The organism is Pedobacter sp. 01N310 (assembly GCF_056399805.1).
Map to the genome: position 1 here is coordinate 276540 of NZ_JBFTSB010000002.1, position 21321 is coordinate 297860.

General features: G+C 36.3%; 18 protein-coding genes. 17 read left to right on the forward strand and 1 reads right to left on the reverse strand.

Annotated features, from left to right (window positions below; all coding sequences use genetic code 11):
• Positions 1-37 precede the first annotated feature (37 nt).
• The 17 genes from AC1DNH_RS06755 to AC1DNH_RS06835 all read left to right on the forward strand — a co-directional run bounded on the left by AC1DNH_RS06755 (position 38) and on the right by AC1DNH_RS06835 (position 17853).
• Positions 38-1096: a COX15/CtaA family protein gene (locus AC1DNH_RS06755; RefSeq protein ID WP_477585701.1), complete on the forward strand. Its 1059-nt coding sequence runs from the start codon at positions 38-40 to the stop codon at positions 1094-1096.
• 12 nt (positions 1097-1108) lie between these two features.
• Positions 1109-2017, forward strand: a complete 909-nt coding sequence (cyoE, locus tag AC1DNH_RS06760; RefSeq protein WP_477625272.1) for a heme o synthase — start codon at positions 1109-1111, stop codon at positions 2015-2017.
• Between the two features lie 15 nt (positions 2018-2032).
• Positions 2033-2599 (forward strand): cytochrome c oxidase subunit 3, encoded by a 567-nt coding sequence (locus AC1DNH_RS06765; RefSeq protein WP_083488668.1) that lies wholly within the window; start codon positions 2033-2035, stop codon positions 2597-2599.
• A 31-nt stretch (positions 2600-2630) separates the two neighbouring features.
• The gene (locus AC1DNH_RS06770) at positions 2631-3344 is read left to right on the forward strand and encodes a cytochrome c oxidase subunit 3 (RefSeq protein WP_477585697.1); all 714 of its coding nucleotides are present in this window, start codon (positions 2631-2633) and stop codon (positions 3342-3344) included.
• Between the two features lie 25 nt (positions 3345-3369).
• The gene (locus AC1DNH_RS06775; protein ID WP_215130619.1) at positions 3370-3723 is read left to right on the forward strand and encodes a cytochrome C oxidase subunit IV family protein; all 354 of its coding nucleotides are present in this window, start codon (positions 3370-3372) and stop codon (positions 3721-3723) included.
• Positions 3723-4418 (forward strand): SCO family protein, encoded by a 696-nt coding sequence (locus AC1DNH_RS06780; RefSeq protein ID WP_477578567.1) that lies wholly within the window; start codon positions 3723-3725, stop codon positions 4416-4418. The genes AC1DNH_RS06775 and AC1DNH_RS06780 overlap by 1 nt, the downstream gene beginning before the upstream one ends.
• Positions 4419-4507: 89 nt before the next feature.
• The gene (locus AC1DNH_RS06785; RefSeq protein ID WP_477578569.1) at positions 4508-5050 is read left to right on the forward strand and encodes a DUF420 domain-containing protein; all 543 of its coding nucleotides are present in this window, start codon (positions 4508-4510) and stop codon (positions 5048-5050) included.
• Between the two features lie 225 nt (positions 5051-5275).
• Entirely contained in the window at positions 5276-5875 is a 600-nt protein-coding gene (locus AC1DNH_RS06790; protein WP_477578571.1) for an RNA polymerase sigma-70 factor, read from the forward strand.
• A 62-nt stretch (positions 5876-5937) separates the two neighbouring features.
• Positions 5938-7098 (forward strand): FecR family protein, encoded by a 1161-nt coding sequence (locus AC1DNH_RS06795; RefSeq protein WP_477578572.1) that lies wholly within the window; start codon positions 5938-5940, stop codon positions 7096-7098.
• A gap of 343 nt (positions 7099-7441) precedes the next feature.
• Positions 7442-11068, forward strand: coding sequence for a SusC/RagA family TonB-linked outer membrane protein (locus AC1DNH_RS06800; RefSeq protein WP_477625273.1), 3627 nt, complete (start codon positions 7442-7444; stop codon positions 11066-11068).
• A gap of 11 nt (positions 11069-11079) precedes the next feature.
• Positions 11080-12543, forward strand: a complete 1464-nt coding sequence (locus tag AC1DNH_RS06805) for a RagB/SusD family nutrient uptake outer membrane protein (RefSeq protein WP_477607797.1) — start codon at positions 11080-11082, stop codon at positions 12541-12543.
• 8 nt (positions 12544-12551) lie between these two features.
• Positions 12552-13934 (forward strand): substrate import-associated zinc metallohydrolase lipoprotein, encoded by a 1383-nt coding sequence (locus AC1DNH_RS06810; RefSeq protein ID WP_477607795.1) that lies wholly within the window; start codon positions 12552-12554, stop codon positions 13932-13934.
• Positions 13935-13945: 11 nt separating this feature from the next.
• Positions 13946-15292, forward strand: coding sequence for a DUF4302 domain-containing protein (locus AC1DNH_RS06815; protein WP_477578580.1), 1347 nt, complete (start codon positions 13946-13948; stop codon positions 15290-15292).
• Positions 15293-15484: 192 nt separating this feature from the next.
• The gene (locus AC1DNH_RS06820; protein ID WP_477578582.1) at positions 15485-15757 is read left to right on the forward strand and encodes a hypothetical protein; all 273 of its coding nucleotides are present in this window, start codon (positions 15485-15487) and stop codon (positions 15755-15757) included.
• Between the two features lie 4 nt (positions 15758-15761).
• Positions 15762-16160: a DUF983 domain-containing protein gene (locus AC1DNH_RS06825; RefSeq protein WP_477578584.1), complete on the forward strand. Its 399-nt coding sequence runs from the start codon at positions 15762-15764 to the stop codon at positions 16158-16160.
• An 84-nt stretch (positions 16161-16244) separates the two neighbouring features.
• Positions 16245-16904 (forward strand): DUF2461 domain-containing protein, encoded by a 660-nt coding sequence (locus AC1DNH_RS06830; protein ID WP_477578586.1) that lies wholly within the window; start codon positions 16245-16247, stop codon positions 16902-16904.
• 109 nt (positions 16905-17013) lie between these two features.
• The gene (locus AC1DNH_RS06835) at positions 17014-17853 is read left to right on the forward strand and encodes an OmpA/MotB family protein (protein WP_230144482.1); all 840 of its coding nucleotides are present in this window, start codon (positions 17014-17016) and stop codon (positions 17851-17853) included.
• Between the two features lie 666 nt (positions 17854-18519).
• Here the strand turns inward: AC1DNH_RS06835 and AC1DNH_RS06840 are convergent.
• Positions 18520-21111: a hypothetical protein gene (locus AC1DNH_RS06840; RefSeq protein ID WP_477625274.1), complete on the reverse strand. Its 2592-nt coding sequence runs from the start codon at positions 21109-21111 to the stop codon at positions 18520-18522.
• Between the last annotated feature and the right edge of the window lie 210 nt (positions 21112-21321).

Below are 21321 nucleotides of genomic sequence, written 5' to 3' on the forward strand. Positions count from 1 at the left end.
CTGCTTATCCGGATACCCTTTTCATCTTAATAGATATATGGTCAGCAGATCAGAACAACGTTTCATTAGCATTAATCTTATAACCATTGTAGTTACGCTATTGGTTATACTCGCCGGAGGTATTGTGCGCAGTACAGGGTCTGGCATGGGTTGTCCGGATTGGCCGAAATGTTTCGATCGTTACATTCCGCCAACTGATGTATCGCAACTTCCTGCCAATTATAAAGAGAAGTACGTAGCAGGTAGGTTAAAGAAGAATGAAAAGTTTGCCAAATATCTGGAAAGCATGGGCAAAGTAGCCTTAGCTGATAGTATTAGGCATGATAAGAGTATCACCATACCTGAAGAATTTAATCCAACTAAAACCTGGACCGAATATCTGAACAGATTGGCTGGGGTAGCCGCGGGGATATTCCTGTTTTTAACAGTTGTATACTCATTTGCCTACCGAAAAACGGCCAAACGAATTATCGTACTCAGTATCCTAAATCTTTTTGTAGTGGGATACCAAGGCTGGTTAGGTTCGATAGTGGTTTCTACAAACCTGGCACAATGGGTGGTAACCGTACACATGTTGTTAGCACTGGTTATTTTGGCGATATCTATTTATACCTATAATTATGCGAAGCAATTGAATAAAGCGCCTTCCGTAATTATGTACCGGATAGCGTGGTTAAAAGGTTTTTTGTTTTTTACCCTCGTAATCAGTATCGTTCAGATCGTATTAGGAACTGAGGTTAGGGAAGCGGTAGATGTTATTGCAAAGTCGCTCTCTTACGGGAACAAGAATACATGGATTTCGAAAGTAGGAGAAGTATTCTCTTACCACCGTGATTTAGCTATACTCGTAGTAATTGCCAATGCAGTAGTGTATAAAATGGTTATCGACCGTTTTAGTGGTAAGGCTGCACCGTTGTTAACCGCAAGGTTTATGTTAATAACGCTCCTCATACAGTTATTAAGTGGTTTTGCTTTAGCATATATCGCTTTCCCACCGGCAGCGCAGGCATTGCACATTTTGTTCTCTACGCTGTTATTTAGTTTACAGTTTTACCTGTACTTATTGGTTTACCGAACAAGTACATATAAACAATAATATTTAAGAAAATTGAAGCAATATCTTTCAGATTTTTCTAAACTTATCAAATTCAGGCTATCGTTTACGGTGGTGTTTTCGGCGTCGATCTCTTTTTTGATCGGACAGAAAATGCAGGTGGGTAGAGGCCATATCCCTAGTATTGATTGGGGAAACTGGTTAATATTGATTGCCGGAGGTTTTTTAGTAACCGCTGCTGCAAACTGCTTTAACGAAATTATTGAGAAGGATTTAGATAAGTTAATGTCTAGAACTAAAGATCGCCCTATGCCAGCAGGCAGAATGACTACCGGACAAGGATTGATCTTGGGGGTTTTTATGGCATTTTTAGGTACCTGGTTATTGGGGAAATTGAATCTCGAAACGGGTTTACTTTCTGTATTTTCGATCCTGTTGTATGCCTTTGCCTATACACCATTGAAAAGAAAATCGCCAATAGCAGTTTTTATAGGTGCTATTCCAGGTGCTTTACCACCGCTTATTGGATATTTAGCAGCATTCGGTAGTTTAAAAGCCGAAATGTTCCACGAAATTGATTATTACATTGCTGGCATTTTGTTTTTAATTCAGTTTGTATGGCAGTTTCCACATTTCTGGGCAATTGCCTGGGTTTTGGATGATGATTATAAGAAAGCAGGTTTTAGGTTGTTACCTACAAAGAAAAGAGATAAAACCTCTGCTTGGCTTACCTTTTTAAGTACATTAATTTTAATTCCGGTAAGTTTACTGCCAACACTATATGGTTTTGGTGGATATTACATTGCAGGTTTATCATTAATAGCCGGACTTATTTTTAGCTGGCTGGCTTTTAAACTTTTAATGAGCAGAGAATTGGCAGATGCCAAGAAAGTGATGTTCTGTTCGTTTTTTTACATCCCGGCAGTACAGTTGGGTTTATTATTAAATTTTATAGCAAAATAATTTATGGTGCTAACAATGGAAAAGATGCAGGATACGTTTGACCCAAAACCAAGAAAATTTATTGTTTGGTTATTTGTCGTATCATCAACAATTATGTTTGGTGGTTTTACCAGTTATTATCTGGTATTTGCCGCTTCGAAGGGAAAGGGGCATGGTTTGGTTTTACCAGATGCTTTTATTTACTCTAGTTTGGTAATTATTGCCAGTAGCATTACCTTGGTGCTTGCATCAAAGGCTTTAAAGAAACTGAACTTCAGCTTACAGCGCAATATGCTGTGGATTACCGTAATCTTGGCCATAGCTTTTGGAGTAATGCAGTTTAATGCCTGGGGAAGTATGGTAAGAACTGGTGCAACCCTGGTAGGAAATAACGCAGCAATATCATTTATTTATGTGGTATCTGGCATGCACTTATTACACATTATTGGTGGTGTTGGCCTTATTATTAATGCTTTAGCAGGAAGTTATAAAAGTCTGCCTGTTGCCAAAGTCCAATACAGAATGGAAATTGCTTCTATTTTTTGGCATTTTATAGATATATTATGGATATATCTGTATGTTTTTTTACTTTTGAACCGTTAAATTTGTTAACAAACTATTATACTATTTCCAAATGAATGCAGTATCACAATTAGATCAAGTTAAAACCGGACCATGGAATGGTGGTCGTTCTCCGTGGTCGGTAGAATATGGTAAAATCATGATGTGGTTTTTCCTTTTGTCAGATGCTTTTACCTTTTCATCTTTATTGATCTACTACGGCGCTCAGCGTTTTTCTAAATTAACATGGCCAGCTCCAGATAAGGTTTTTCAATCTATTCCGGGTATTGCAGAACATGGTTGGCCGTTGGTTTTCGTAGGTATCATGACCTTTATCTTAATCATGAGTTCGGTAACCATGGTTTTAGCGGTAGAGGCAGGTCACAGACGTTCTAAAAAAGAAGTTATCGGCTGGATGATTGCAACCATCATTGGTGGTTTCATGTTCTTAGGCTGTCAGGCAATTGAGTGGACTCACTTACACCACGATGGTTTCTGGTGGGGACATATTCCATCAGCAGAAGAATTAAAACATTTCTTCCTTAAACCAGAAGATGTATCATTAGTTGCTTCACAACAATTTGCAAACTTATTTTTTACCATTACAGGTTTCCACGGTTTCCACGTATTTAGTGGGGTAATCATTAACATCATCATCCTGATTATGACAATTAATGGAACTTTTGAGAAAAAAGGACATTATCTAATGGTAGAAAAAGTGGGTTTATACTGGCACTTTGTTGATTTAGTTTGGGTGTTTGTATTTACATTCTTCTATTTGGTTTAATTTATCATATTATAAAAATATTTTTATGTCAGAGCATACACATACAACAGAAGAGCACGGGCACGGGGATCATGCAGGTTTATCAAAAGGTAAAATCTGGAAAGTTTTTGGAATCCTTTTATTGATTACCGTAATTGAATTTATCATAGCGCTGGTATTAATTCCTAAAGGATATATGACCCAGCACATCGGTAATTACATTTATATTGCGTTAACCCTGTTAAAAGCATTTTATATTGTAGCCTATTTTATGCACTTAAAATATGAAAAGCTAGGCTTACAGCTTGCATTAACAGTATCATTTATTTTCATTATTTACTTTATTGTTTTAATGCTGATAGAAGGTGGGTTTTTAAACATCCACATGATGAACCATTAATGAAAAGAAGTCCTATAAAAAAGGTAATAATCCTGGTAAGCATTTTAGCTATACCGGGATTTTTGTTTTTTTACTTATTGCCACACTTTGCAAAGAACAGGTATAAGAGTTTACCCATCTTTGGTGAGAAAGTTGTCGCATCAACCTTTCATAGCGTAAAAGGGAAAAAAATACCAGATACCATTTATCACTTGGTTCCTGATTTTAAACTCGTAAATCAGCAAAATGATACCATCTCATGGAAATCATTAGAAAACAAGATCGTGGTACTAAATTTATTTTATACCGGCGCCAACAACCAGGAAACAAGTAAATACACCAAGAAATTATCTGATGGGTATGAGCAAAAACCTTTGGTTAAGTTTTTAAGCCTGTCTGTTGATCCACTTGATAAAGGTAGAATAAAAGATTTTGCCGAACAGTTTAAGGCAAAAGCTGGGAAATGGGATTTTCTGATTGGCGATACCACTCAAACTTATCCGTTAATCAGAAAAGGTTTGTTACTTGATGTAGTGGCAGATGAAACGAAAGAGAAAACCAATTTTATTTTTAGTAATAAAATAGTACTTATTGATAATCTACACCGTATACGCGGAATTTATGATGCCGATAATGTTGAAGCAAACGCCAGGTTGGAGGACGAAATAAAAGTACTTATTGCGGAGTATTTGAGGAATGTTAAAGACGGCAGATAGTTGGCTTAGCGGTTAGGGTTTAGGACTTAGCGTTTAGACTCCGAAGTCGACACAAAATAATAATAATATAAAAGAGATTTTAAAAACTCATGGAAAATAGCCCAATTGAGAAAAAGTATAGCAAGTGGATCATCATTCTTTCTATTTTTATACCCGTAGCTGTAGCATTTTTATTCGTGGTAAAGTTAAAGGATTTGGGGATAGATGCGCCAACTCTACCTTTTTTGCCGCCAATATATGCTACCATTAACGGAATTACAGCTGTACTGTTGGTGGTGGCTGTATGGGCCATAAAAAACGGTAAAATACAATTGCACCAAAACTTGATGAAAACCGCTATCGGTTGTTCTTTATTATTTTTGATAATGTATATCGCTTATCATATGACTACCCCATCTACTAAATTTGGTGGTGATGGTGCTATTAAATATGCCTACTTCTTTATCTTGTTAACGCATATCCTATTGTCGATAGCCATTATTCCACTGGTTTTGGTTACTTATGTAAGGGCATTGGCCGAGCGTTTCGATCGCCATAGAAAGATTGCCAGGATTACTTTTCCACTATGGCTTTATGTAGCAATAACCGGAGTAGTTGTTTATCTGATGATATCACCGTATTATTCATACTAAGGTTGTCCTACCTTAACTTTTGAACCCCTACCCTAAAAAGTGGGGGTTTTATTTTTAATTAATTTTTTACCGACTAAAATTTCTTAATCAGTATATTTGGTAAGGAAGCTTATTATCATAGTAAAATGTTTTAGTTTAAATCTTTCTTCTCTTTTAATGATAAATCTATTTATTATTACGCCTTAGAATAATGGAAGACATAGCAAATTGTGATGAACTAATTTTATGGCGCTAAGCAACGCAGACAAAGAACATGTGCTGATTGATAAAATCGTAGGAGGAGATGAGCAGGCTTTTTCTGTCCTTTTCTTCAAATACCTTCCTGTACTCCAAATTTTTGCCGCTAAGTTTACTAAATCTAATGATGCCGCTGAAGAAATTATTCAAGATTCATTTTTAAGGGTTTGGCTAAATCGCGATAAATTAGCAGAAGTAGATAATGTGAAAGCCTATCTATATAAATATGTTTCTAACGAATGTTTAAGCTATTTACGCAAGAAACTTAAAGATGATAGAGTTGTTGATGCATTTACTGCGAAACAACAAAATAGCCATAACAATACTGTAGAAACTATTAATTTAAACGAGGTAACGAAAATTATTGCTATTGCTGTTGAAAAATTACCTGATCAACGCAAAAATATATATCAATTGAGCAGACGCGATGGTAAAACCATACCTGAAATTGCAGAAATACTCAATATATCGCCTAATACGGTTAAAAATGCCCTGGTAATAGCCCTTAAATCGATACGTATACACCTCGATCAACATGGGATTGTATTCTTTTTCCCAATTGTTTTTTTCTTTTTGAAAATAAAATAGAAAAAAATTAATATCCCGATAGTCCTAATTTTCTTTTGCTGCTTCTTAGTATCAGAATCTTTATGGAAGAACGTATACATTACCTTTTACAACAGTTTACTGCTAAGACCTTAAGTGAGGCCGAAAGGGAAGAACTTTTAGTTTTGGCAGAAAACAGCACATCATTGCTTTCTGACGAAATCGTGAAAATGATTATCGTTGAAGAAGAGTATGCAGTTAATGTTGTTGAGGAAAAATGGAGCCCGGTTCTAAATAAAATTCTGGCGGTAGATAAACCAATCCGATCGCCTAAACGGATTTTAATGAACAGCTTAAAATGGGCTGCCGCTGCCGTTGTTTTTATTGTGTTTTCGTTCAGCGCTTACCTCTCTTTACAGAAAAAGAAAGAGCATGTTTTTGCTACTGACGTGGCGCCGGGAAAAAATAAAGCAATCCTCACCCTGGCCAATGGAAAGAAAATTTCACTTTCGGATGCGATGAATGGCGATGTTGCCAAAGAAGCCGGTTTCTCTATCACCAAAACAGCTGATGGCCATTTGGTGTACAACGTTGCCGCAGCAGAAAATGTAAATGATAGTAGATTAAATACCATTTCGACTCCAAACGGTGGTGAATGGCAAATCCAGTTACCCGATGGTTCTACTGTTTGGCTAAATGCAGCATCTTCAATTCAGTATTCGTTAAATATCGGGACAGCAAAACAGCGTGTAGTTAAACTAGATGGCGAAGCTTATTTTGAAGTAGCCAAAAATGCAGCACACCCTTTTATTGTTGAAACCGATAAACAAGCTGTTGAGGTATTAGGTACGCACTTCAACATTAATAGCTATAAAGATGAAAAGGTAACTAAAACCACTTTGTTGGAAGGAAGTGTACGTGTTTCGCATAATACTACCAATGAGAGCGAGGTGCTTAAGCCTGGGGAACAATCCCTAGTATCTGTTTCGGGTATAGCTATAAAAGAAGTAAATGTTGATGAAGCAATAGCATGGAAAAACGGCTATTTCATGTTTAACAACGAAAGGCAGGAAAGCATTTTACGCAAAGTTGCCCGTTGGTATAATGTAGAAATTGAATATGCCGATCCTGCTGCAAAAAATGTAATGTATTACGGAACGGTAAGCCGTTTCGAAAAAATATCGAAAGTGCTAACCAAATTTGAGCAAACTGGGGAAGTACGTTTTGATATTAAAGATAATAAACTAATTGTCTACAAAGAATAAACGAGAAAAGATGAGGGAGTAACTAACCTTTATCTCTAAAAATAACTAATTAATCAACTTAACCTAAAACTTAACAAATGATGAATAGACCTCGACAAAACTCCTGACGATTCAACGTTGAATAAATAAAAAAGGAGTGCTTGTAACACCCCCTTTATTATCTGTTTAGCTATTCCGTAACCCGGAATCGATTAAAAATCAATTACTTCTTGGATAACCGCGAAACGCTTTTTGGCGTCTAAACTTTATTGCGCTTCGCACAAAAACAGACTATTAAATGTACAAAATTTATATTAGAATTTTATGTACGCATCGACGCTACATACCTAAATTGCTATTAATTATGAAGTTAGTTACGGTCATATTACTTGCCTCGTTAATGCAGGTAAGCGCAGCTTCATTTGGCCAGCTGGTTACATTAAAAGAGAAAAATGTAACATTAGAGAAAATGTTTAGGGAAATCAGACAACAATCTGGTTACGATGTATTATTATCAAGTAATACCATTAAAAGTACTACTACTTTAAATGCCAACTTTAGTAAGGCTACCATAGATGAAGTGATGGCTAAAATTATTTCAGGACGGGATTTAACCTATACTATTGAAGATAAAACCATTTTGATCAAACCGGCAGATAAGTCAATCTTCGATAAAGTGCTTAGTTATTTCGTAGCAGTAAAAGTAACTGGTAAAGTAAGAGATAAAAGTGGAAGTGCTTTGCCTGGGGTAAGTGTACGAGAAAAAGGGGCCGCTAATGCAGTATCAACTAGTTCTTCTGGAGATTACACCATTTCGGTAAAAGAAGGAGCAGTTTTATCATTTAGTTATATTGGCTATAAAACCCTCGAAGTTCCCATAGGTGGAAAAACAGTTATTAATGTAACCTTAGAAGAGGATGCAGCACAGTTGAAAGAAGTAAATGTTGTTTCTACTGGTTATCAACAGCTGGACAGAAAATTATTTACAGGTGCAGCTACTCAGTTAAAAGTATCTGATGTAGAAAGATTGGGTGTTTCTGATATCAGCCGTATGTTGGAAGGACAGGTAGCTGGTGTTACCTTACAAAATGTTTCAGGTACATTTGGTGCAGCTCCAAAAATCAGGGTACGGGGTGCAACCTCTCTGTCTGGGGACAATAAACCGCTTTGGGTGATAGATGGTATTATTTTGGAAGATGTGGTTAATATTTCAAATGAAGCTTTATCCAGTGGTGATGCAAATACTTTATTAGGATCATCAGTTGCAGGGTTGAATGCTGATGATATTGAGAGTTTCAATATCTTGAAAGATGCAGCTGCTACAGCCATGTACGGTGCAAGAGCTATGAACGGTGTTATTGTGGTAACCACAAAAAAGGGTAGACAAACAGAAGGTACTCCAAAAATTAGTTATACTGGGAACTTTACAACTTACTCAAAACCAACTTACGAAGGAACAGACATTTTGAACTCAGACGAGCAAATGGCTGTTTTGATTGAGTATTTTAATAAAGGAGCTTATCAAATCCCAGGATCTTCAAGTGGCCAAAATGGAGGTATCTTTTATAAAATGTACAATGAGCTTTATAATTATGATCCGGCAACAAAAACCTTTGCTTTAAAATATGATAAATCAAGCGTTTCAAATTTCTTAAACAGATACGCGAATGCCAATACAGACTGGTTTGATATCCTTTACAAGAATTCATTGAAGCAGGAGCACTCTATGAGTGTAACCTCAGGTACAGAAAAGTTCCAAACCTATGCCTCAACATCATATTTGAACGATAAAGGTCAAACTATTGGTAGCAATGTAGATCGCTTTACCGGAAACTTCAGGGCAAATTTTGCACCCAGCAGTAAATTAAGCTTTGAATTGCTTACTACAGCTTCCATCCGTAACCAAAGAACACCCAGTGGTAACTCTGATCGTAAATCAGACCCGGTATATGGCAGCTACTATCGTGAGTTTGATGTGAATCCATATACTTATGCGCGTAACACAAGCCGCCTGATAACGCCATATGATGAGAATGGGAACCTAGAGTATTTTGTTAGAAATTATGCTCCATTTAATATTTTAAATGAGCTTGAAAATAATTATACGAAACTCCAGATGCTTGATATTAAAGTACAAGGAGGTGTAAAATACAAAATCATTCCTTCTTTAACTTACTCTATCAATGCCGCTTATAGGTTTTCTAAATCAGAAAGACAGAGTTATGTGTTAGAACAATCTAATCAAGCTCAGGCATTTAGGTCAGGTGGTGATGCCACACGCGACGGTGATAACCAGTATTTATACATAGACTCAGCTAATCCCACTGGTTTACCCACCAGTCTGCTGCCAACAGGTGGGTTTTATAATACTGCGGGCGACAACTTAACAAACTATTATTTCAGACACGATCTTGTATACGATAAGAACTTTAATGATAAACATCTCGTTAATGTTTTCGGTTCAATGGAGGTTCGGTATATTGATAGACAGAATGAATATTTTAATGGAGTTGGCTATCAGTATGAAAATGGCGGCTTAGTAAATCCAAGTTACTTATATTTTAAGCAGGCTGGTGAAGCGGGTAAAGCTTATTTTGGAATGGGTAACAACTACGAACGCTATGTTGCCTACATGCTAAGAGCAGCTTACTCATACAAAGGTCGTTATAGTTTTAATGCTACCACACGTTACGATGGATCTAATAAAATGGGTAGGAGCAGGAATGCAAGATGGTTGCCAACCTGGAACGTATCTGGATCCTGGAATGCTGATCAAGAAAGTTTCTGGCCTAAAAATGATATCGTAACTTCCGCAGTTTTAAGAGGATCGTATGGTTTAACTGCCAGCATTGGTAGTGCTACCAACTCGCTTCCCGTTTTTTATGATCAAATATCTAGAAGACAGTTTTTAAAAGATCAGGAAGTTCAAACCTATATATCAACGCTTCAAAATACGGAGTTAACCTGGGAAAAATCGTACGATGCCAATATAGGTTTAGATTTAAGATTCTTTAAAAACAAAGTAAATTTATCTGTCGACCTATATAATCGTAATATCCACGATCTATTGGGTAACTTGAATACTTCTGGTATTGGAGGCGAATTCACCAAAACCGCCAACTATGCGGCAATGTCTAGTAAAGGTATCGAATTCACTATATCGGGTTCGCCAATTAATGCTGGTGATTTTAAATGGGCAACCAATTTTAACTTTGCATTTAATAAAACAAAAATTACAGAACTAGATGCACTTCCTAATATTTGGAGAGCAGTTTCTGCAACAGGGGGGGCAGTTTTAGGGTACCCACAAAGAGGATTGTTTTCGGTTCAGTTTGCTGGTTTAAATCCACAATATGGTTATCCAACTTTCTACGGTGCAAATAGTACTGCCACAACGTATATTGGCCTACAAGGTGATGATATTGATATCTTAAAATATGAAGGTCCAACAGATCCGACAACAACAGGAGGCTTTTTCAATCAGTTCAGGTACAAAAACTTCTCTTTATCTGCTCTATTTAAATTCTCAGCAGGAAATGCATTACGTTTAGCACCATCTATCTCTGCTTCTTATTCTGATATGACAACTTTAAGTCGCGATGTGTTAAATAGATGGATTATGCCAGGAGATGAAAAAATTACGAACATCCCTGCCTTACTCGACCCAGTTTCTGCGGCGGCGATTGTAAGTTCTACAGGTTCTACAACTAATCCAGTATATCCTTATAACCTTTATAACTATTCTACAGAACGTGTTGTAAGTGGAGATTATATTAAACTTTCCAGAATTACTGCTAGTTATGATATTCCTAAGAAAATCACTTCAAAGTTTAAAATGACAAACGCTTCCCTTATTGTGGCTTGCGACAATGTGGCGGTTCTTTATGCCGATAAGAGACTTAACGGTGAAGATCCTGAATTCTTTTCTACAGGGGGTGTTGCATTACCGGTTCCAACACAGTTTACATTATCATTAAGAGTTGGATTTTAATTTAAAAGATTATGAAACTAATAAAATCAATTACCATATTATCAAGTGTAATGTTACTCGTATCGTTACAATCTTGTAAGAAATTTTTAGATGAAGTACCTGATAATAGAACAGAGATAACAACTGTTGCTAAAGTAGCACAATTAACTGCAACAGCATACCCTTCTGCTCATTATATCACTTTTGCAGAGGCTGCCTCGGATAATACCGAGGAAAAGGAAAAAGGTGTAGGGACTTTGAACGATCAATGGGATAAGCCGTATTATTGGGAAGACCTTTCAGGAACCGATACAAATAGCCCAGGGTCCTACTGGAATGGGTGCTATGAAGCTATTGCTGCAGCTAACCAGGCATTACAGGCCATAGAGAACGGCAACTTTGGTAATGCGGTATTGCCATATAAGGGAGAAGCATTGGTTGCACGTGCCTATGCTCACTTTATGTTAGCTGTATTTTTTGCAAAACCTTACGAAATAGGCGGGGCTAACAGTTCTCCTGGTGTACCCTATGTTACTGTACCAGAAACTGAGCCGATTAAGCAATATTCGAGAGGGACAGTTAAAGAAACTTATGATAAAATTAAAAAGGACCTTGAAGAGGGATTGCCTTTATTATCTGCAAGTGCTTATACGGTTCCTAAGTACCATTTCACGCCTTCAGCTGCACACGCATTTGCCTCACGTTTTTATCTATTCCTTGGCGATTGGCAAAAAGTAATTGATCATGCCAATTTAACCGTTTCTGGAAACGATTTTGTTAATAATATGAGGCCCGTTTCTACAACCTTGTACGAAATGACAAACAATGATTTTAGAGCTAACTATACTAAAACTGAGCAAAGAACAGCAATTATGCTCGGTAATGCTTATAGTACTTATACTTATGTAAATACACCAAATCATGGTATTGGCAATAAGCTGGTTAGAATGTATACTTCTCCTAACGTTACGGGCAAAATACTGGCAAATAAGGTTTACCAATGGAGTGCTGGAAACTATAATACGCTAAAGTATTTATACTATTTCTTTTACACAGGTCCGGGTATCGGTTTTCCATACTTGGTTGTTCCATTACTTACTGCTGATGAAACCTTAATGAACAGGGCTGAGGCTTATGCCCAATTGGGTAATAATGACGCAGCCTTAAAAGATATCAACGATTTTATGAAGGTTAGAATTAGAAATTACAATGCTGCTACCGATGTAGTCACCTTAGCTAAAATAAAAGCATTTTATAGTATCGACGATCCGAAACAGGGATTGATACAAACTATTTTAGATTCTAAAAAAGCAGAATTTTTGGAAGAAGGTATAAGGTGGATGGATATTGTTCGTAGTGGTTTAACTGTTAAACATAATATATTTAGTAATACTGGTGTAGAGAGTTTCATGGAATTAAAACCTGCCGATCCGCGTAGATTGTTTCAATTACCGAATGAAGTAAAGCTTTCTGGAGTAGAACTAAATCCAAGATAAATATGTTTATGAAAAATTTTATTAAAAGTTCATTAGCCATAATAATGATTTTGGCTATTGCTACCTCATGTAGAAAAACTGAGGATTTAGATGTTGATTTCAACAAGTATAATTTAGATATGCCTGAATCTAATACAGATTTGGATAAATGGTTAAATACAACCTTTCTAAATCCGTATAATATGAAAGTGGTGTACAGGTTCAACAGATATTATTATGGAGATGCCGCAGCCGATGTAGCACCGCTTAAGCCTGAAAATGTGCAGCCTATGATGCAAACGGTATTGGATGGCTATTTGGCGCCATACTTAAAAATTGCAGGTTTGGATTTCGTACAGCGTACAAATCCTAAAGAATGGGTTTTATATGGCTCTGCAAAATATCAAACCGATGGCTCTGCTATAGCAGGAACAGCAGCTGGAGGTAGAAGGGTTACATTATACGGACTTAACAATTTCAGCCTTTCCCCTGGCTTTGTAACTTCCAGATTGTATGTAATTCATCACGAATTTACCCACATTTTAAACCAAACTGTAGCTATTCCTATTGATTTCGAAGCCATATCTGGTGGTACGTATAAACAGCCATGGACACTAACACTAGCTCAAACAGCTAAAGATAATGGATTTTTGGGTAGTTATGCCAGTGGTAGCCCAACAGAAGATTATGCCGAAACAACCGCAACTTTATTGGTTTCAGGTCAATCATATTATGACAACTATGCCAATACAGCCAATGCGACTGCTAAAAGTAGACTTAAATTAAAAGAGGCAAACGTGGTAAATTATTTTACAACCGCATTCGGAATCGACTTTAGAAAACTGCAAAAGGAAGTACAGGACTATATCAAAACTACTTTAAAAGATCCATCAGTTTCTTTTGGCTATTGGTTAAACAGGAACCTGTATAAAAGCATGACGATTAATCTGGATAACGATGTAACCTATAGCCAATTTGGTATTTCTGATCAATTCAAAGCTGTTTATCAAAATTCTAAAACAGCACTTGCTACAATAGGTGGGGCAAATAGGGTGTTAAATTACATTAGATTTGATTTTACCTCAGGTACTGCTGCAACGGTTTATGTTAATTATTCTAATTCTGCCGGATCAGTCTTGGAGGCTAGATATGCTTTAAATATGGTAATTAATACGACTACTGGCGAAACCAAATTTACAACGGGTACAGCCGGAGGCACAGATGCAAGCTGGGTAGGAAATGCAAATACAGTTAAACCAGGAATACAGCCTTTATTGGACTATTTTGTTAATAATACCTTTGTTGCAGACTGGTTACCAGCTGGATATAATGCGGGTACTTATACCAATTTTGGCGGTTTTTATGTTAGTGGTACGCCTACAAACTATTTTTACGGTGCTTTAGGGCAATAAATATAACTGTTATGAAAAGAATATTATTTTTATTCACTTGCCTGTTAATATTTGCAGGCTGCAAGAAATCATCATTTGTAGCTAAATTTGATCAAGATCCAGAAATTAGGATGGGTGAAGCTATTGCAAAAGTAAAAACTACTTTAAGCTCTGCCGAAAACGGATGGATTGCTACTACACCAACTGCTGATGGAGGAGGATATAGCTTCTTTATGAAGTTTGATGCTACCGAAAACGTTAAGATGTATGCTGATTTAAATGATGCATCATCCAAAACAGAATATGCTTCATATTACCGAGTTAAGCAAGATCAAGGTGTAGATTTAGTTTTTGATACATTTAACTACATCACCATGTTGAACGATCCGGATCCTTCAACTTTTGGGGGAATCGCTAAAACAGGTTTTAAGAGTGATGTTGATTTTATTTACGATAGAATTTCTGGGGACAGTATTGTTTTTATAGGTAAAAGATACCGCCAGCCATTAAAAATGATCAAGGCAACTGCTGCCCAAAGAGCTGCTTATGAAAGTGCCGGATTAAAAACTGCTATTGATAAAATTAAAGATTATTTCAATACTTATGCGAACCCATATATTGAAGTAGTTGTTGGTGGTAGTGCGCTAAAAGTTGGTGTTTCTCCAAATGTTTCCAATAGCGTTTTATCTGGTAAAAGGATAGATTTAACAGGTGTTTTAGCTGATGGGTCTACGGTTTTTTCTAGTGGTCAAAAGTTTGCTTTTAACTTAACTGGTGCTGAAATTCTAAATGGAGGTCTAGTATGGCAAGGCATTACTTTTATCCGTCTTGCCTGGAAGGACGCAACGACCTTAGTTTTATATGATTCTACCGGAAAAGAATATATTATTAAAAATTCTGCAACGCCTATAGTTCCGCTTTATAGGCTATGGGGTAGTAAATATGGAGGTATGTTGTCCGAATATAAGACCATATATCCTGGAACAAGTACCAATGGAGCTACTATTCTAAATTATTTTCATAACGGCTTAACACCTGCCGTAACTGGATATAGTTTTAACTATGGTCGAATCAATTTTGCTTGGAACATTGCAAACAAGAGGTTAAACTTAAATGGCTTTAGTAGTCAAAATGGTGGAAGCTCTGGTTGGATAACTACTATTGTGTACAATTACACAGTTGATGCAAACGGGGTATACAAGTTTAGTCAATTTGCAGCTGCATCTGGAGGATATGTAACAAATTCACTTTCAAGACTACATGCTTTTTTATTGGCAAATAGTGTGACTTTCGATTATTATGTTGATGGTGCAAATGTTTATGGTAAAATGACAAGCGTTGAAGATCCATCAATTGTAATGACGTTTGTTTTGCAATAAATGCTCCGATATATTTAAAATCCCCCATTTTTGGGGACATTAAAGTCAGTGTTTTTTATATACGGAACGCTATAAATAATTAAAATCTAATTTTAATCTTTCTCTCCCGTAACCCTTGCCCTAAAAAGCAAGGGTTTTTTTATGACATAATTTTTAAACCCCTCCAAGCGTTTATGCTTATATTTGTAACGAATGAAGAAGAAAGCAATTTTTATCCTGTTTGTACTGGTATTTACATTCACGGTAAGTCCCAATGTTAATGCCCAATGTTCTATGTGTACCATTAATGCCGAGCAAGGTGTTAAAAACGGCAATACACAAACAGCAGGCTTAAATACAGGTGTATTGTACCTTTTATCTCTTCCTTATTTAATGGCTGTTATTGTTGGTGTGGTTTGGTATAAAAAATACCGCAAAAAGAATGTGCACCTTAATATGAAAAAGGAACCTTTTAATTTAAATTAAAAGTATGTCTGAGCAAACTACCTCAAAACTTTATGCCATTATACACTGTAAGTGTCCGCATTGCCGTAGGGGAGATATTTTTACAGGCAGTATGTATGGCTGGAACATTCAGCATACCAAAGAAATCTGCGGGCATTGTGCACAACGCATAGAAATTGAACCAGGCTACTTTTATGCAGCCATGTATGTAAGTTATGCGATGAATGTAATCGAAATGCTGTTCGCCAGTTTCATCACCTATTTAATTTTTGGTCCGCTTACCGATGCAACTTTCTGGCCTTATCTGATCGTTATTTTTGCAGGTTGTTTTATTCTGTATCCATTTAACTATCGATATTCGAGAATTATACTGCTCCATGTTTTATCGCCGAACATTAAGTATAAGCCATATTACGATAAGTAGTATTGGTTAATCGTTTAAATCGTATAAACTGGTTAATTGTTAAATTCAGCGATTAACCGATTAACCAGTTAACCCAATGCCCGTATGTTAAAAAAAGAAACCCTTAGTTTTATAAAAGACGTAGCGGAGAATAACAACCGCGAATGGTTTGCCGCCAACAAAGAAGTTTATGAAAATGCAAAGGCCGATGTACTCGGACTTGTAGCCAATATCATCCCGGAGCTGGCCAAAGTAGACCCGACACTTTCGGCAGAGATGGATCCAAAAAAGTGCCTTTTACGCATTTATCGTGATGTGCGCTTCAGCAAGAATAAAGATCCTTATAAAAATAACTTCGGCATATGGTTCTCTACCAAAAAAGGAGGAAACGAACCCGGTTATTATCTGCATATTCAGCCAGGGAAAAGTTTTATTGCCGGTGGATACTGGATGCCAGATGCACCACATTTAAAATTGATCAGGCAAGAGATTGATTATAATATAGGCGATTTTAAAGAAATTATTAACAACGCAGCCTTTAAGAAAAACTTTAAACTGGGTTTTGATAATGCACTTAAAAATGCACCTAAGGGTTATGATCCTGCAGATCCAAATATCGAATTTTTAAAATTGAAAAGCTTCGAGGCTACTACAAAAATCGAAGATGAAGAATTTTTAAAACCAAACCTCGTTAATAAGTTGATAAGTTCTTTTAAAACAGTACAACCATTAGTTGCATTTTTACGGAATGCCATTGAGCAATAACCAACTGTTAATTTTCAATGACCAACACCCAAAATAATCAATAACCGATAATCAATGTTCAAACTATAAAAGGTCTTGATACTTGATACTCAAATCTTGAAAATAAAATATGAAAAATACCTTTTTTGCATTTGCGTTACTCTTGTTTATCTCTTCAATTAGCTCTTGCGTTGTTCTTTCGCCTAAAAAGTACAAAGCCTTATTGGGCACTAAAGATTCGCTATATACTGCTTTTAACGAAGGCTTAATTAAAATCGAAAATTTAGAAAAAGAAGTAGGCAAGCTTAAAAAGGATACTACCTTAATGGCTGAAGAACTTCGCGATCTGCAGAACAATTACAATGAAATGGATGCAAGCTATAAAAAGCTTAAAAATAATTCGTCATCAGAAATTACCAAACTATCTGGAGACTTAGCTGCCCGCGAAAAACGTTTAAAAGAAGTAGAAGAAGTTTTGCGTAAACGTGATGAGGCAACCAATGCGCTGAAAGAAAAACTTCAACAGGCTTTATTGGGTTTTACCAAAAGCGGTTTAACCGTAGAGATTAAAAATGGTAAAGTTTATGTTTCGCTAACGGATAAACTATTGTTCCCTTCGGGAAGTATTATTATCGATGAAAAAGGAAAACAGGCCCTTACTCAATTGGCCAATGTATTAAAGCAACAACCAGAGATAAACATTGCTGTTGAAGGTCATACCGATAACCAGAAAATAAATAACCTGGGCCAGATTAAAGATAACTGGGATTTAAGTGTGTTAAGGGCTACTTCTGTAGTACGTTATTTAACAGAGAATGAGAAGGTAGAAAGTGTAAGGATGACGGCTACAGGTAAGGGCGAATTCCAACCGTTGGGTACCAACGCAAATGCAGATGGAAGAAGCAAAAACAGAAGGATAGAGATTGTACTTTCGCCTAAACTGGATGAACTTTATAACCTGATTAAATAAATATTTTACGCTATCGGTGGTGAAACAGCAACCGAAATTCAAGACATTTTAAGGATAATTTCTTTATGGTTAGAAAATGAAGGTGCAGCAGTTCTTGGCAGCCTTCAGTCCCGCTTTATGCTTTATACCGATGAAGAATCGGTATGTTCGCAACAATCGGGTTTAAGAACAAAGTTTGTGCACCCTGCAACCCTAAAAATGAAAAACTGTTTTGCCATTTAGCCCCGGTTGAAGCGTTACCCTGCAGCAACGAGGAACGAGGAAGCGAAGCGTATAAGCATAAAACGGGAAAGCATTTACTGATTTGCAGTGGCATTGCGCTCTATTAGGAAAAAGTATTTTAGAATTAGGAAATGGATGGCTTGTGGTTCTTGGCAGCCTTTAGTCCCGCTTTGCGCTTTACTCCGTTGCACTCCGTGTTCGCTGCAATCGGGTTTAAGAACAAAGTTTGTGCATCCTGCAACCGCGAAAATGAAAAACTGTTTTTGCCATTTAGCCCCTGTTGAAGCGTTACCCTGCCGCAACGAGGAACGAGGAAGCGAAGTGTAAAAGCGTAAAACGGGAAGAAACTAGATCTTTTATACAGGCCCTGCGCTCCATAAAAAAGGGATTGTAGGCTTTGGATGCATGTGTTTGGAAAAAGCATTGCGATAATTGCAGGGCTTTTTATAGGTTTTGATGCCTGCGGTACGATTTTAAAATTTTAAAGGTATGCTCGAACTCGTAACTGCTTAGGTTAGAATAATCGGGCATGGAGATTTTATGTACCGTTAAAAAGTTTAACAGTTCTTTAATTACGTTTGATACTTCTTCTGATTCTTCGGTATGTTTTAGGGTATCGATCTTACTTAATAACAGGGCAATCTCGAACATCTTAAAATCATTCTTTCCCGTAATACCCAAGCCGATATTAGTTTCTATAAGCGCTTGTTCGTAATTATGTGTTGCATTATAAAAGTTGGCTTTAAACACACTGAAGCTGGCCAAAATAAAATTGGTATAATAGGTGTAATCGCTGCTGATGATTTTATCAACAAATTGCATAATGCGCTGCGCTTTTTTAAAATAGTTGAGCTTGATATAGGTTTGACCTAAGTGAAGCAGTAAAAAAGAAGAGAAAACGGAATGTCTTACATAAAAAATATTGGGGTACTTAGTCAAAATAGCCATAATAAAGCGGTGGCATTCTGCATAGCTTTTTTGAGAAAATAAGGTAATTAATACCAAGCGGTAAGAGAGTATTTCGGTAGAAGTGATTTCTTCGTTTTTCTGTGGTTTACTCTGATCTATCTCCTGGCAAAGTTTTATTATTTTATCTTCCAGGGTTTTACTCTCGTTAGGTTTATTAACCAGGTTATTGTAGAAATAAAGAATTAAATCATAAGGATTAATTGGGAACAATTCATTTAATCTTTTGTAGTTCCGCTTTAGCAGCTGCATGGTATTGGCTAAAGCCACTTTGTCCACATCAATTAGATTAACGTTGCATTCTATTACGTGCAGGATAATCTGAATGTCTTCATTGAGTACATTCTCTGAAATGGTTTTGATGGTTTCTTTATACAGGTTGCTCATGGTTCGCCCTGTAGCCATAATGTCGATAAAATCGACGCCAATGCTTAACTTATTGAAATTAGAATTGGGTTTGCCAAGTTCGTATTTAGACACATAACAGATAAAATCGAAAGCACTGTTTTTTTCAATGTTGGTAAATTGCAGCCTGAAAATGTTTTTTAAGGCTGCAATTTCATTTCTGGTAATACAGAACCTAATTGCCCAGTTAAGTATATAGTCTCTCAGCGAGGTTTGGCCAGGGAAACTGTTTAATATATGCTCGAAAAATGATTTACAAGGCCTGTATTCAAACTTATCAGTGATCTGTATAAATAGGAAATAGGTATAAATATCGTCGTTTAAAAAGCGGACAATTTCTGTAGGGATGGCAGTACTTAATCTTTTTTCTTCGATGATGATCCCGGCATGCAAAAGTTCTTCGTATGCATCGGGATAACAATTGATATAACTCAGGATTTTTTCTTTAGAAACCCTTAATTTCTTATTTCCTTCTGAAATGCTATCGCTTATTTTTTTAAGGAGAAATACTTTTTCAGTGCTTTTTTTTGCCAGAAATACGCGTTTCTCTAAGAAATAACTAATTAATTCATAACGTAATAAAGGATTACTCAGCTCAAGATGGTGGTTCTCATCTTTGAGCTTAAAATAAACCTGTAACCAGAATGGTGTTTTAAACTGAGTTAATAGGGGCAGGCTTACATCTGCCCGGTTGATAATTTTGTTTTCTATATTGCTTAAGGTGTAGAGTACCTCATCAACATTTAACGATGGTACATTACTTAGGGTTTCCTCATCATAAAACAAGCCCGTATACCAGGCTTTAGTTAAAGATGCAGAACCGTAAATAGCGGGTTGAAGATTAATCCAACTATTCGTTCGCAGACCAAATGCGAGCTTAACAAAGTTGTTTTCTTCAATACTGTATAAAAAGTCGATAAACGTTTTAAAATAATTACCTCTTGCTAAATGTTCATCAATACCATCAACAATAATAATGAAACGGCCTTCTCTCTTTTCGGGATTTTTTTTAAAAAAACTGATTAACTCGGAAAGGCTCCCAAATTTAAATTCTTTTAAAAACCAGTCTTTTAAAGTATTTCCAGTTTGAATAATGGTATTAATACTGGTAGAGTTAACCAATAAAACGATGTCGTTTTTGTAGAGTGCATTTTCTGACAGGAAAAAATACTCTATCATGTGTGCAAGCAGTATCGATTTTCCCTGGCCAGGTTGAGCACTTATGGTTGTAAACTGGTAGTTGTTTTTTAAGAAATAATCAAAATCAGGGTAAAAAAAACTTCTGTTGGCGGTAGCACTAAAAGGAATGCCCGAGTTATTTTTATTTGCAATTAACGATATCTCTGTAACAGCATGTGCTTTTAGCTTTAAATCTTGCCAGATACTTTGAACGGAGGTAGTTTGGTTTTCCTTGTCTTTACAAAATGAGTCCCAATCGTTATAACCTATATATTGTGATAAGCTATTTAAAGTAAATAAAGAGAATTTATGTAAGGTGTTCGCAAAGCCAAAAAATCGTTTGATGGTTGTTTCACTTACGTAGTTTTTAGTTTCTTGAAATACATACTCGGAAATAATCTTACAATGAGCTGGGTCGATATTTCTCAAACCAGATTTTATAAGGACAAACTTCCTGAGTTCGATAAGGAGATCGTTAGCATTCATTAATTAACAGATGGGATGACTAGCGCTAATGTCATCATAATTTCACAATTGAAGAAATCTATTCTCTAAGAATGCCCTGTATGAATAAAATGAATGAAATGGGTTGCATAAAAATGAATAGCAATGGATAGGATAGGATGCTATTCTAGATTTAGATTTGTCATAATTATATAATGCACCAAAAAGCATTTACCAAACAAGCATTAGTAC

What these genes read in the sequence shown, in the direction of transcription:
- AC1DNH_RS06815 (WP_477578580.1), top strand. Translation starts at nt 13,946, where the DNA reads ATGAAAAGAATATTATTTTTATTCACTTGCCTGTTAATATTTGCAGGC.
- AC1DNH_RS06795 (WP_477578572.1), top strand. Translation starts at nt 5,938, where the DNA reads ATGGAAGAACGTATACATTACCTTTTACAACAGTTTACTGCTAAGACC.
- AC1DNH_RS06765 (WP_083488668.1), top strand. Translation starts at nt 2,033, where the DNA reads ATGGAAAAGATGCAGGATACGTTTGACCCAAAACCAAGAAAATTTATT.
- AC1DNH_RS06770 (WP_477585697.1), top strand. Translation starts at nt 2,631, where the DNA reads ATGAATGCAGTATCACAATTAGATCAAGTTAAAACCGGACCATGGAAT.
- AC1DNH_RS06840 (WP_477625274.1), bottom strand. Translation starts at nt 21,111, where the DNA reads ATGAATGCTAACGATCTCCTTATCGAACTCAGGAAGTTTGTCCTTATA.
- AC1DNH_RS06835 (WP_230144482.1), top strand. Translation starts at nt 17,014, where the DNA reads ATGAAAAATACCTTTTTTGCATTTGCGTTACTCTTGTTTATCTCTTCA.
- AC1DNH_RS06830 (WP_477578586.1), top strand. Translation starts at nt 16,245, where the DNA reads ATGTTAAAAAAAGAAACCCTTAGTTTTATAAAAGACGTAGCGGAGAAT.
- AC1DNH_RS06780 (WP_477578567.1), top strand. Translation starts at nt 3,723, where the DNA reads ATGAAAAGAAGTCCTATAAAAAAGGTAATAATCCTGGTAAGCATTTTA.
- AC1DNH_RS06805 (WP_477607797.1), top strand. Translation starts at nt 11,080, where the DNA reads ATGAAACTAATAAAATCAATTACCATATTATCAAGTGTAATGTTACTC.
- AC1DNH_RS06775 (WP_215130619.1), top strand. Translation starts at nt 3,370, where the DNA reads ATGTCAGAGCATACACATACAACAGAAGAGCACGGGCACGGGGATCAT.
- AC1DNH_RS06825 (WP_477578584.1), top strand. Translation starts at nt 15,762, where the DNA reads ATGTCTGAGCAAACTACCTCAAAACTTTATGCCATTATACACTGTAAG.
- AC1DNH_RS06800 (WP_477625273.1), top strand. Translation starts at nt 7,442, where the DNA reads ATGAAGTTAGTTACGGTCATATTACTTGCCTCGTTAATGCAGGTAAGC.
- AC1DNH_RS06820 (WP_477578582.1), top strand. Translation starts at nt 15,485, where the DNA reads ATGAAGAAGAAAGCAATTTTTATCCTGTTTGTACTGGTATTTACATTC.
- AC1DNH_RS06810 (WP_477607795.1), top strand. Translation starts at nt 12,552, where the DNA reads ATGAAAAATTTTATTAAAAGTTCATTAGCCATAATAATGATTTTGGCT.
- AC1DNH_RS06785 (WP_477578569.1), top strand. Translation starts at nt 4,508, where the DNA reads ATGGAAAATAGCCCAATTGAGAAAAAGTATAGCAAGTGGATCATCATT.
- AC1DNH_RS06790 (WP_477578571.1), top strand. Translation starts at nt 5,276, where the DNA reads ATGGCGCTAAGCAACGCAGACAAAGAACATGTGCTGATTGATAAAATC.
- AC1DNH_RS06755 (WP_477585701.1), top strand. Translation starts at nt 38, where the DNA reads ATGGTCAGCAGATCAGAACAACGTTTCATTAGCATTAATCTTATAACC.